This is a genomic window from Marinitoga sp. 1137, assembly GCF_001941525.1.
Lineage (GTDB): Bacteria > Thermotogota > Thermotogae > Petrotogales > Petrotogaceae > Marinitoga > Marinitoga piezophila.
In genome coordinates, this window is sequence record NZ_CP009471.1 from 544501 (window position 1) to 556312 (window position 11812).

15 protein-coding genes are annotated in these 11812 nt (G+C 28.7%); all 15 read left to right on the forward strand.

All coding sequences use genetic code 11. From position 1 onward, the window contains the following. Positions 1-3: 3 nt before the first annotated feature. The 15 genes from LN42_RS02765 to LN42_RS02835 all read left to right on the forward strand — a co-directional run bounded on the left by LN42_RS02765 (position 4) and on the right by LN42_RS02835 (position 11808). Positions 4-957, forward strand: coding sequence for a calcium/sodium antiporter (locus LN42_RS02765; protein WP_255370594.1), 954 nt, complete (start codon positions 4-6; stop codon positions 955-957). Between the two features lie 12 nt (positions 958-969). Beyond that, a complete protein-coding gene (locus tag LN42_RS02770; RefSeq protein WP_075780310.1) occupies positions 970-1653 on the forward strand; it encodes a metal-dependent hydrolase in 684 nt (227 codons plus the stop codon). A gap of 94 nt (positions 1654-1747) precedes the next feature. Further along, positions 1748-2023, forward strand: a complete 276-nt coding sequence (locus LN42_RS02775) for a thioredoxin family protein (protein ID WP_014296010.1) — start codon at positions 1748-1750, stop codon at positions 2021-2023. 139 nt (positions 2024-2162) lie between these two features. After that, the gene (locus LN42_RS02780) at positions 2163-2690 is read left to right on the forward strand and encodes a cob(I)yrinic acid a,c-diamide adenosyltransferase (RefSeq protein WP_014296011.1); all 528 of its coding nucleotides are present in this window, start codon (positions 2163-2165) and stop codon (positions 2688-2690) included. Between the two features lie 2 nt (positions 2691-2692). Then, complete coding sequence (locus tag LN42_RS02785) at positions 2693-2971, forward strand: DUF503 domain-containing protein (protein ID WP_041638455.1); 279 nt, start codon at positions 2693-2695, stop codon at positions 2969-2971. Positions 2972-2980: 9 nt separating this feature from the next. Further along, complete coding sequence (gene yqeK / locus LN42_RS02790; protein WP_014296013.1) at positions 2981-3556, forward strand: bis(5'-nucleosyl)-tetraphosphatase (symmetrical) YqeK; 576 nt, start codon at positions 2981-2983, stop codon at positions 3554-3556. Continuing rightward, on the forward strand, positions 3557-4282 hold the full coding sequence (locus LN42_RS02795) for a hypothetical protein (RefSeq protein WP_075780311.1): 726 nt from the start codon (positions 3557-3559) through the stop codon (positions 4280-4282). 4 nt (positions 4283-4286) lie between these two features. After that, positions 4287-5471 carry an LCP family protein gene (locus tag LN42_RS02800; RefSeq protein ID WP_014296015.1) on the forward strand — a complete coding sequence of 395 codons (1185 nt, stop codon included), beginning with the start codon at positions 4287-4289 and terminating at the stop codon, positions 5469-5471. Beyond that, the gene (locus LN42_RS02805; RefSeq protein ID WP_014296016.1) at positions 5468-6541 is read left to right on the forward strand and encodes an ABC transporter permease; all 1074 of its coding nucleotides are present in this window, start codon (positions 5468-5470) and stop codon (positions 6539-6541) included. Before LN42_RS02800 ends, LN42_RS02805 begins: the two co-directional genes overlap by 4 nt. After that, complete coding sequence (locus tag LN42_RS02810; RefSeq protein ID WP_014296017.1) at positions 6531-7166, forward strand: ABC transporter ATP-binding protein; 636 nt, start codon at positions 6531-6533, stop codon at positions 7164-7166. The genes LN42_RS02805 and LN42_RS02810 overlap by 11 nt, the downstream gene beginning before the upstream one ends. Positions 7167-7168: 2 nt before the next feature. Further along, entirely contained in the window at positions 7169-7615 is a 447-nt protein-coding gene (ndk, locus tag LN42_RS02815; protein WP_014296018.1) for a nucleoside-diphosphate kinase, read from the forward strand. Further along, entirely contained in the window at positions 7612-8778 is a 1167-nt protein-coding gene (locus tag LN42_RS02820; protein WP_014296019.1) for a class I SAM-dependent rRNA methyltransferase, read from the forward strand. The genes ndk and LN42_RS02820 overlap by 4 nt, the downstream gene beginning before the upstream one ends. A 4-nt stretch (positions 8779-8782) precedes the next feature. Further along, positions 8783-9430, forward strand: a complete 648-nt coding sequence (locus LN42_RS02825) for a hypothetical protein (protein ID WP_075780312.1) — start codon at positions 8783-8785, stop codon at positions 9428-9430. Between the two features lie 4 nt (positions 9431-9434). Further along, entirely contained in the window at positions 9435-10547 is a 1113-nt protein-coding gene (glgD, locus tag LN42_RS02830) for a glucose-1-phosphate adenylyltransferase subunit GlgD (protein ID WP_075780313.1), read from the forward strand. Positions 10548-10563: 16 nt separating this feature from the next. Next, a complete protein-coding gene (locus tag LN42_RS02835; protein ID WP_014296022.1) occupies positions 10564-11808 on the forward strand; it encodes a glucose-1-phosphate adenylyltransferase in 1245 nt (414 codons plus the stop codon). The last annotated feature ends 4 nt before the right edge of the window (positions 11809-11812 follow it).

Here is an 11812-nt window from a genome sequence, read left to right on the forward strand (position 1 = left end):
TTATTGGATTTTGTCCTTGTAGTGATTGGAATGATTTTACTAATAAAAGGTGCAGATTATCTTATTAGCGGTGCTGTTGGCTTTTCAAGAAAAATGGGAGTTTCAGAATTATTTACAGGACTAACATTAGTTGCTTTTGGCACAAGTGCTCCAGAATTATTTGTTAGTATAAGTGCTGCTTTTAAAGGTTCAGCAGGTATTGCTTTAGGAAATGTAATAGGAAGTAATATCGCAAATATTGCTTTAATTCTTGGGCTTTCATCGATGGTTAGAAAGAGCATAATAAAAAAAAGCACTTTATTATATGAAATACCGTTTGTTATTCTTATTTCTATGACATTGTTATTTATGTTGCTTGATGGAAATAGTTCTCTCTCAAATTACGATGGTTTTATGCTACTTACATACTTAATTATATTTATAGCTTATATGTATAATATGGCAAAAATGGATAAAACCTTTCAGGAACAATTTTCTGAAGAATTAAATGAAGTAGAAACTAAAGATATGTCCTGGGGTAAAATTACATTCTTATCATTGCTTGGTATTGTAATGTTGGCTATTGGTGGAGACGTAACTGTTAATGGAGCATCAGGACTGGCTATAGCGATGGGATTGTCCGAAACACTTATTGGTGTAACTATTATAGCTTTAGGAACTTCTTTACCAGAACTTGTTACAAGTATTATCGCAGCAAAAAAAGGAACAAACGATATTCTTGTTGGCAATTTAATAGGTTCTAATGCTTTTAATATCTTAGTTGTTCTTGGAATTTCTGCAAGTATTCATCCAATTGTACCTGATAGAAATGTAATATTCGATGCTTATTATATGGTTGGAATAATAATATTAACAGAATTATTTATGTTTAGAAAAAGAGAAATGGGATTTTTTAAGGGGTTAATTTTGTTGTTGTTATATTGTATATACATTGGAATCAGTATTAACATCGGCTAAGGAGGGGATACTATGAAAGTAACTTTTATCGGGCATGCTACAGTATTAATAGAAGGAAGCAAAAAGTTTATTATTGACCCTTTTCTCAATGACAATCCACAATCAACACTAAAAGTTGACGATGTAAAAGAATTAGATTATATTCTTGTAACGCATGGTCATTTAGATCATCTTGGAAATACAGTAGAGCTTGCGAAAAAAACTGGAGCAGTTGTAATATCAAACTTTGAAATTTGTGAATATCTTGGTTCAAAAGGAGTAAAAAATATACACCCAATGCATATAGGAGGAAGAAAACAATTTGATTTTGGTTCATTAAAAATGACCCCTGCTTTACATGGTTCTGGAATTATAGAAGGAGATAAAATAATATATGGTGGTAATCCTGGAGGATTTATTGTAGAAATAGATGGAAAAAAGATTTATCATGCTGGTGATACAGGATTAACTAAAGATATGGAATTATTGGAACTTGAAAATATTGATATTGCATTCTTACCTATTGGCGGAAATTTCGTAATGGATGTTGAAGATGCAGTAATTGCAACAAAGATGATAAAACCAAAAGTAGTAGTTCCATTCCATTATAATACATGGGATATTATCAGTGCTGATCCACAGGCATTTAAAACAAAAGTAGAAAGTCTCGGAGTAAATTGTGAAATTTTAAGACCAGGAGAATATATTGAATTTTAAATTTCAAGCACTGTTAACAAAATTTCTTTAATATTTAAAGTCTATTTGTTAAAATCCCCCTGAAAGAAAAAATAAAAAGTAAGGGGGTTATGAAATGATAAAAGCTATGTACTTTGCAAACAAAACATGCAGAACATGTAAGGCATTATGGCCAAAGGTCGAAGCTTTAATGGCAGAAAACAATATTGAAGTAGAATATGTGGATATTGATGAAAAAATGGAAGTCGCAGGTCAAATGCTTGTTTTCTCTGTACCAACACTTGTATTTGTTGATGAGGATAATAAAGAAATTACACGTTTCTATAGAAACTTTGGTATGCATGAAGTTCAGGCATTTGTAGACAGATATATGGAAATAATAAACTCATAATTTTATAAAAATACCGCCAGTTGAAAAATCTTCTGGCGGTATTTTTTATTTTCTCAAAAACTTTTTGAATTTTAATTTCTGTTTTTGTAACTTAAAATGGTATAATATATGTGAAAAAGATTCTGGAAGGAGGAAGATAATGTCAATTAGCACTGGCGGTGGAGATAAAGGTCAAACAAGTTTATGGTCTGGCGAAAGAGTAGACAAAGATGATGCCAGGGTTGAAGCATACGGAACTATTGATGAATTATCATCTTTTTTAGGAGAAGCAAAACATTATGTAAAATCCTATAAAGTAAAAGATATTATCCACAAAGTTCAAGATAACCTTTTCAGGGTTGCAGGAGAACTTGCATCTGAAAGCAAACTTTTTGTTCAACCAATAACAAAAGAAGATGTAGATGAAATCACAAAACTTGTCCATTATTTTGAAGATGCAGTGCAATTAAAAGGCTTTGTTATACCTGGAACAACTATACAATCAGCAAAACTTGACATTTGTAGAACTATAGCAAGGCGTGCAGAAAGAAGAATAATAACTCTTTCTAAAAAAAATAAAGTAAATGAATACCTTATAAAATACGTAAATAGATTATCTGATCTTTTATTTATTATGGCAAGATTTGAAGAATACATCGAAGATAAAATCGAATATAAAAAGTGGTGAATATGAGAGTTTTATTGGCATATTATCAAATTAGATTATTTGATGTACATTCATTAAAAGAAAAAAGAAGCATTGTAAAACGACTTATAAATAAACTGAGAAAAAAATTTAATCTTGCAATAACTGAAAGCGATTTCCATGACAATAAACAATTGCTTGAAATATCTATAGTTACGCTTTCCAAAGATAAAGATTTCCTTATATCCTTTTTTGAAACCATAGAAGAAGAAATAGAAACAGAAGGTTTTACACTTTATTCTTCAGAATTTGAAATTTTATGAGGTGATATATTGGAAACAATAAAAGAAGAAATAAAAGAACTATTAAATAAACTCGTAAGCCCTTATAGATTAAAACATATTATGGGTGTAGCATATATGTCAAAAATACTCGCAAACCTATATGGTGTATCTGAATTAAAAGCTGAAATAGCCGCCTTTGGGCATGACCTTTTTAGGGATGTGAAACCTTATCGTTTCTTAAATATGGCAAAAAGTTATGGATTGGAACTCTCCAAGGTAGAAGTCAAAAATCCAATATTATTGCATGGAAAAATAGCCGCTGAATTCTTGAAAAAAAAATATAATATTTGTAATGATATTTATGAGGCTATATATTTTCATACAAGTGGCTGTAAATGCTTTAATACAAATATAATTGGAAAGATATTATTTATTTCAGATTCAATTGAACCTACAAGGAATTATGAAAATGTTGAGTATTTGAGAGAATTAGCAAAAAGAGATATTGAAAAAGCTTATATAGAAATATTAAAAAATAAAATAATTTATGCTATTGAAAAAAAACATTTATTGCTGTATGAAACTGTTGAAGCATGGAATTATAATATTATGGAGGTGGAGTAAGTGGCAACAAGATTACAGGTTGGAAATACAAGAAGAGGTTCATCAGGAAGTCTTATATGGATAATTTTATTAATTATAATAATTGCAGGTATTGGTGGAGTATATTATTTTTACAATAATTTAAAAAACAGCACAGAATTAAAGGCCGACTCAATTAGTTATCTCATTTCATATGAAGATGGAAAGAATACGGAAATTTATTTTGTTAGAATAAAAAATAATTCAAGAAAAATATTTATTGTAAAGAGTCCTGATAATGTTTATTATTCAGAAAAAAACCTTTATATTGATTCTTTAAAACCGGAGGAAGCTCTAACAAATTTTGAAGAAATTTTTGAAATCAATCCATCAACAATAAAATACTACTTTTCAGTAAAAAAAGATACAGTTCCTTCATTAGTTGCAAAGTTAAAGGGAAGTGGAACAACCATCGATAATTTCTTTGATACATTAAAAACTCGAAAATCAGGACTCATGGATATGTTTACAATTAATAAGTTAATAGACATAATCAGAAAAGATGGTAGCACAAATATCTCTTATAATGGAATGTTTGCATTATTACAGGCTTTTTCAAAATATTCAATTACTGGTTATGATAAATTGGAAATAAAAACACTTTTATCTCAGCCAATAGAGATTAACTTACCAGACTTAAAAAAAGATGTAAAAAGGAATTATATAGATAAAACTAATATTGAATCATTGAAGACTATTATGGAGTGATTAAATGAAATATTTTATGTATTTTCTGGGAATTATTTTCTCAATCATGGTTATCATTTCCATGATATATCCTTTTGTAAAAACATATGCAAATATAGAAAAACTTCCTGAAACATATTATTTTTTAGTTCTTGGGATGGATACAACAGATGTTAATGAAAAGGTTTCAAGGACAGATTCTATATTGTTAGTTGGAGTAAATACAAAAAAAGAAAAAATACTGGTTTTACCAATTCCCAGAGATTTACTTGTTACTATAAATAACAACACTTTAAGAGTAAATGCAATATATGTAAAATACGGCGCTAAAGAATTAATAAATTTATTAGAAAATATGTTTAAGGTGAAAATATCTGATTATCTTGTTTTTGACTATGGATTATTTAAAGAAGTCGGAAATCTTTTTGCACCTGTAAGAATATACGTTCCAAAAGATATGTATTATGAGGATTATCATCAAAATTTGCATATAGACTTTAAGCAGGGATATAACTATTTAAATGGAGAAGAGCTTTTATATTACGCTCGTTTTAGACATGATGCAATGGGTGATTTAGGGAGAATTCAAAGACAAAAGGACGTATTATTCGCCTTAATGAACGCAGCAAAAAGCTCAGGAATGTCAAAAATAATTAAATCCATTGATATAGTTTTAAAAAACACAGTAAATTCATTTGATTTTAAAAAATTATTCTCTCTGTTTCTGGTTTCAAAAAATGCAGAAATTAATTTTTTGAATTTGCCTGTTGAAATCGTTAATGATTACGTAAAGCTTTCTTCCAAAAATGCAGAATATATGCATCAATACCTTGTAAAATTTGAAGAACCAAAAGAAAATAAGAAAATATGGGTAACATTAATAAACAACATGGAAAGTTTTGGTTTAAGTTTTTATACTGTAACCAGAAACAGATGGACAAATGCGCGTGGATATTTAATTGAAATAGTAGATATACTTCCAAATGTCGATGGAATAAAACATAATAAATCATACATATTTATAAAAACTCCGGAATACAAGGAAAAGATATTAGAAGAAATACGCAAAAGATATAAAAATGAAACCTTTGAAATTGTTGATATAAAAGGAAATGAGATGGTGTATTTTTCTCTGATAAAATTTTTAAGCAATAATTACTATAACACTTTAAAATCAGATGCTATTATATTAGTGGGGAGTAATTTATGAAAGAAATAGTTATACTTATTAAAGGATTTTTGAAAAAAAACAGGAAACATTTCTTGTTTCCTTTTTTATCCATTTTGATAGGTGTTTGGGGAATGATTGTTGTTATATCTGTAATAAAAGGTTTTGATGTTTTGTTAATAAGGTCTATTACCTCTTTTAATCCACACATCACCATTTTTCAACAATATAACAAAAAAATTCCTGAAGAAATTTCAAGAATAAAATTTTCCACATATCAGGGTTTTTTTAATATTTACGGTAAAAAAATCGGCGCAAGTTTAATGGAAGTAGATGATATAACAATATTTAAAAAGTTATTGGTAAAAGGTTCCTTTGAAAAAGCAGTAATAGGAAATGCTTTAGCTCAAAATTTAAATATAGATATTGGGGACAATTTAAATCTTATATATACAGATGACTCTGGAAATATTAAGATGAAAATACTAAAAGTTTCTGGAATATTCAAATCAGGAATATACATTGTAGATTCTGCTTTCATTTTACAAGAATCAACTAAAAAATCTTATAATTATATAGGTATCTACTTAAAAAATCCAGAAAAAGCTCAGGAAATTAAAAGTAAATATTTAAATGGAATCTTATCTACAACCTGGGAAGAGCAAAATGAAAATTTTGCCAAAGCCGTTGAAATGGATTCATATTTTGCAATGTTAATTACCTTTTTTGTAGTTTTTATGAGCGGATTTAGCATTTCAAATTCTGTTATGTACTCTATTTTTGTTAGAAAAAGAGAAATTGGAATTTTAAAATCGCTTGGTATGGGAAAACAAAAAATAGCTATGGTTTTTATTGGAGAAAGTATGATAATTGCTCTTGTAGGATTTGTTTTTGGAAGCATCTTATCAATAATTACAGTAAAAATACTTGAAAATGTTAATATTCCTATACCACAAAATATCTTCTATATCGATAAAATCCCATTTTATTTATCCTCAACAGATATAATATTAGCCTTTATATTTATCACATTATTATCTTTTACTTTTTCTTTTATTTCATCTCGAAAGCTTCTTTCTTTTGATATTGTAGAGGTGCTTCATGGTGAATAATATTATTGAGATAAAAAATATTTCATATTCATATGATGGAAATCATAATGTTTTAGAAAATATAAATTTTTCAATTCCGGAAAATTCATATTTCGGCATTTATGGTCATTCTGGAAGCGGGAAAAGCACTTTATTATTTTTAATTGGAAACTTATTAAAAATTCAAACTGGAACAATTGAATATAATTTTGAATTTCATAAGAAAAAAATTGGTTTTGTTTTTCAATTTTTCAATTTAATAAACGAGCTCACTATTTTTGAAAATGCCAGATTAGCTCAATTAATACGCGTAAAAAAAGAAAATAAAAATGAAATTATGGATTATGCTAATTTATTAGGAATAGAATCAATTATAAATAAATATCCTCATGAAATATCTGGTGGTGAACAACAAAGAGCCAGTATTTTAAGAGCCATTGTTGGTGATACAAAAATAATTTTAGCAGATGAACCAACAGGAAGTTTAGACCTAAAAAACAAAGAAATTGTTTTTAACCTTTTTAAAGAGTTAAAAAATATCGGCAAAACAATTGTTGTTGTTTCTCACGAATCAAAACTTCTTCAATACTGTGATTATTCAATAAAATTAGAAAATGGTAAAATCAAGGAGACAGGGGGGATTTAAGTATGGTAGAAAGAGAATTTATTTTTTTGAAACCCAACACTATAAGAAGAGGATTAACAGGAGAAGTTATCAGTAGATTGGAAAGAAGAGGAATAAAGATTATTGCCTTAAAAATGATACAGTTTACAAGAGAACAGGCTGAAAAACTATATGAAGAACACAAAGATAAACCTTTTTATAATGAGTTAATTGATTTTGTATTATCTGGTCCTTCTGTTGTTATGGTAGTAGAAGGACCAAGAGTTATAGAAATGGTAAGACACATAATAGGTGCAACAGATCCATTAAAAGCTTCTCCAGGAAGTATAAGAGGAGAATTTGGAATGAGTGTTACAAAAAATATTGTTCATGCTTCAGACTCACCAGAAAAAGCAGAAAGAGAAATGAAAATCTTCTTCAGTGAAGAGGAAATTTTAAACTATAGATTGGATGTGCAGGGCGATTTATGATAGTAGTGACTTTAAAAAAAGGAAAAGAAAAAAAGATTAAAAATGGATATTTATGGATTTTTAAAGATGAAATTTCCGAAATCACCGGTGAAAAAAAAGACGGTGAATTGTGCAATGTTTTTTCAAAAGATTTTGAATATATAGGAAAAGGATTTTTTTCAAATAGCTCAAATATTGCTGTAAAAATCTTAACCTTAAAAGATGAAAATATAGATAAAAATTTCTTCTTAAATAAATTCAAAACCGCATTATTAATAAGAAAAGGATATGGAGATTCATATCGTTTTTTCCATGCAGAAGCTGATGGAATTCCTGGAATAATAATAGATAAATATGAAAAATTTCTTGTAATTCAGTTTAGAAATAAAGGTGTAGAAAATTTCAAAAATGAAATTATAGATGCATTGATTGACTTATTTGGAAATGAAATTAAAGGAATATATGAAAGAAGTGATTTTGAAACATCTTCAAAAGAAAATCTTGAAAGAAATGTGGGTCTTTTATATGGAGAAAATCCACCAGATAGATTTACTATTGAAGAAGAAGGTATAAAATATATTGTCGATATAAAAAATGGCCAAAAAACTGGTTTTTTCTTCGATCAAAGAAAAAATAGAATATATATAAGACAATATTCAAAAGATGCTACAGGATTTGACGGATATTCATATACAGGTGGTTTTGCATTAAACATGGCTGTTTTTGGCGCAAAACGCGTTGTTGCTGTTGATAAAGATGAATACGCTATTGAATTATTAAAGGAAAATGCAAAATTGAATGGTGTAGAAGATAAAATCGAAGCAATATATGGAGATGTAGAAAAATATCTTGAAAATACAGATTATAAATTTAATCTTATGATGTTAGACCCACCATCTTTAATAAAAAAGAAAACTGAAAGGCATAAAGGCGTTCAAATATTCAAACGAATATCTCGATCCGGTATTCTAAAACTCGAAGATAATGGCATATTAAGCGTATGTAGCTGCGCCTATCAGGCAGATATAGATTTGTTGGTAGAATCTTTAAGAAGAAGTGTTGAATTTGAAGGAATTAGATTAAATGCAATAGATATCATTACTCAATCTAACGATCATCCATGGATACTTCAAATACCTGAAAGCTTATATTTGAAATGTATGTGGATAAGAATTTTGAGGTGAATTTATGCCAAGTATGCTTGCACATATTATATACGCAATGAAAAAACACAATAATTGGAACACGGAACTATACCTTGGAGCTCAAGGGCCAGATGTATTCTTTTACGCAAATGAAAAAAAATATAAAGAAATTGGAGATATATTGCATAAAATATCATCTAATGAATTTAAAGAAATAATGAAAGGGTTCCCGAATGATTTTTATAAAGGTTTCATATTGCATATGGAACTTGATGAAAAATTACATGGTATCATTAATTCATATTATTCAGAACCAATTTCTCATACGCATTTTGAATATAATTTTGACGAATTATTATCTTTAAAAATATATGGAATGCATTTTATTGAACAAAAATGGTGGAAAATTCTACAGATTGAAAATATAGAAATTATTGACAGAAAATTCAATGATGTATTAAAAAAAGAATTTGGAATAACAGGTATAAGTTATGGTTATGCGTACAAAAAAATGCTTAAAAATTTAAAATTATTATTTCAATATCCAATATTCAAAAAAAATCTTTTAATGTCTGTTATAAAATTAATTGGCCTGGATTATTCATATTTATATCCAGATATCAAAGACAAGGATATTGAAAAATTAAAACATCTTGAAAGGGAATTTTTCGACTTATTTGAGGGGGAATGATAGAATGAAAGTTCTCGGTTTAATTCTGGCAGGTTCATCAAAAAGCGGTATTGAACAATTAACAATGAAAAGAGCCAGTGCAGCAGTTCCGGTATTTGGAAAGTATAGAGCTATAGATTTTACAATTAGTAATTTTGTAAATTCAAAAATTAAAAAAGTTGGTGTGCTGACACAATATTATCCACGAAGTTTAATGGATCATCTCGGAAGCGGTAAAGAATGGGATCTCGACAGAAAAACAGGCGGTTTATTTATTTTACAACCTTTTTTTAGAAAAAAAGACGAAATCCCTGTTTATAAAGGTACTGCTGATGCCATATTTCAGAATATGACGTTATTAAGGCGTGGTGACGAAGATTTCGTTTTAATTGGTTCTGGTGATCATATATATAATTTTGACTTTTCAGAATTATATAGATTTCATCTTTCAAATGCTGCTGATATATCCATATTAACAAAAGAAATTGATAATGAAAAGGAATTGTCTCAATATGGCCAGGTAATTACAGAAAATGATGGAAGAATTACAGAATTCTACGAAAAACCTGAAGAAATAAAATCAAAAAGAATTTCACTTGGAGTTTATTTTATAAATAAAGCACTTTTAATAGAATTACTTTACACCAGTATTCCTAATGGCGGTAAAGACCTTGTAAAAGATATTATAATTCCGAATCTAAAAAAATTAAGAGTATATGCCTATGATTTCAAAGGATACTGGTCAAATATAAAAAAATCCATAGAAACTTATTATAATACAAATATGGATATATTGAAAAAGGAAATACGACAGGAATTATTCTATCAAAATAAAATATATACCAAATTAAAAGATTATGCGCCACCTAAAATTAACATTAATGCCAGCGTTAAAAATTCATTTATTGCCGATGGAACAATAATAAATGGAATGGTTAAAAATTCCATTATTTCACGAGGTGTTCGAATAAAAGCAGGTGCGGTAGTGGAAAATTCCATTATATTACAGGACACAATAATTTCTGAAGGAAGCGTTATAAGAAATGCCATTATTGATAAAGACTGTGAAATACGTGAAGGCAGGGAAATTATTGGTGAAAATGGCATTAAAGTAATTGAGAAAGGTACTATTATATAGTATTGGGGGGAGAAAGATGAATGTTGTTGCTTTAATACTTGCTGGCGGTCAGGGGACAAGACTTGGCGCTATTACCGAATACCTTGCAAAGCCAGCAGTTCCATATGGAGGAAAATATAGAATTATAGATTTTGCTTTAAGTAATTGTGTAAATTCTGGAATACATAATGTAGGAGTTTTAACTCAATATAGACCCCATATTTTAAATAAACACCTTGGAATAGGTCGTCCATGGGATCTTGATATAAAAACCGGAGGATTAACTATACTTCCACCTTACGTAAGCAATACCGATCAATCGTGGTATCGAGGAACAGCAGATGCCATATACCAGAATATAGAATATATTGATAGCCATAACCCTGATTTTGTAGTAATTCTTTCAGGTGATCACATATATAAAATGGATTACAATGAAATGATTGATTACCACATTGAAAAAGGTGCTGATATAACAATTGCCTGTATGGAAGTACCTATTTCAGAAGCACATAGATTTGGGATAATGGTTACAAATTCTTTTGGAAAAATTGTTGAATTCCAGGAAAAACCAGCAGAACCTAAAGGAAACCTTGCTTCTCTAGGAATATACGTATTTTCGTGGGAAATTTTAAGAAAATTATTAATAGAAGATGCTGAAGACGTAAATTCAGATCATGATTTTGGTAAAAATATAATACCAAAAATGCTTGAAAACAAAAATGAATTATATGCTTTTAATTATGAAGGCTATTGGAGAGATGTTGGAACTCTTCAATCATACTGGGAATCTAATCTTGAATTATTAGGACCTATGCCATTATTAAATCTACATGAAATTAACTGGAAAATATATACACAATCTGAAGAATTACCCCCAGCATATATTTCAGAAAAAGCCCATTTAATTGGTTCACTTGTAAGTGAAGGAAGTGAAGTGTATGGCTCTGTTGAAAATTCTGTAATTTTCCAGGGTGTAATAATCGAAGAGGGTGCTGTGGTAAAAGATTCTGTTATAATGAACAGCTGTGTAATAAAAAAAGGTGCTTATATTGAAAAAGCTATAATATGTGAAAGAGCTGAAATAGGTGAAAATTCTAAAATAGGTATAGGTGAATATGCAGAAAACTCTTATAATTCAAAAGTTTATAATTCTGAAATAACTTTAATAGGGTTCGATGTAAAAATCCCTTCAGGAATTGAAATTGGGAAAAATGTTTTAATTGGAAATGGTGTGAAGGAAATTGAAAACAATATTCCTTCAGGAGGGTATATTCTTTAGGAGG

What these genes read in the sequence shown, in the direction of transcription:
- LN42_RS02770 (WP_075780310.1), top strand. Translation starts at nt 970, where the DNA reads ATGAAAGTAACTTTTATCGGGCATGCTACAGTATTAATAGAAGGAAGC.
- LN42_RS02775 (WP_014296010.1), top strand. Translation starts at nt 1,748, where the DNA reads ATGATAAAAGCTATGTACTTTGCAAACAAAACATGCAGAACATGTAAG.
- LN42_RS02800 (WP_014296015.1), top strand. Translation starts at nt 4,287, where the DNA reads ATGAAATATTTTATGTATTTTCTGGGAATTATTTTCTCAATCATGGTT.
- LN42_RS02835 (WP_014296022.1), top strand. Translation starts at nt 10,564, where the DNA reads ATGAATGTTGTTGCTTTAATACTTGCTGGCGGTCAGGGGACAAGACTT.
- ndk (WP_014296018.1), top strand. Translation starts at nt 7,169, where the DNA reads ATGGTAGAAAGAGAATTTATTTTTTTGAAACCCAACACTATAAGAAGA.
- LN42_RS02780 (WP_014296011.1), top strand. Translation starts at nt 2,163, where the DNA reads ATGTCAATTAGCACTGGCGGTGGAGATAAAGGTCAAACAAGTTTATGG.
- LN42_RS02825 (WP_075780312.1), top strand. Translation starts at nt 8,783, where the DNA reads ATGCCAAGTATGCTTGCACATATTATATACGCAATGAAAAAACACAAT.
- LN42_RS02810 (WP_014296017.1), top strand. Translation starts at nt 6,531, where the DNA reads ATGGTGAATAATATTATTGAGATAAAAAATATTTCATATTCATATGAT.
- LN42_RS02785 (WP_041638455.1), top strand. Translation starts at nt 2,693, where the DNA reads ATGAGAGTTTTATTGGCATATTATCAAATTAGATTATTTGATGTACAT.
- glgD (WP_075780313.1), top strand. Translation starts at nt 9,435, where the DNA reads ATGAAAGTTCTCGGTTTAATTCTGGCAGGTTCATCAAAAAGCGGTATT.
- LN42_RS02805 (WP_014296016.1), top strand. Translation starts at nt 5,468, where the DNA reads ATGAAAGAAATAGTTATACTTATTAAAGGATTTTTGAAAAAAAACAGG.
- LN42_RS02820 (WP_014296019.1), top strand. Translation starts at nt 7,612, where the DNA reads ATGATAGTAGTGACTTTAAAAAAAGGAAAAGAAAAAAAGATTAAAAAT.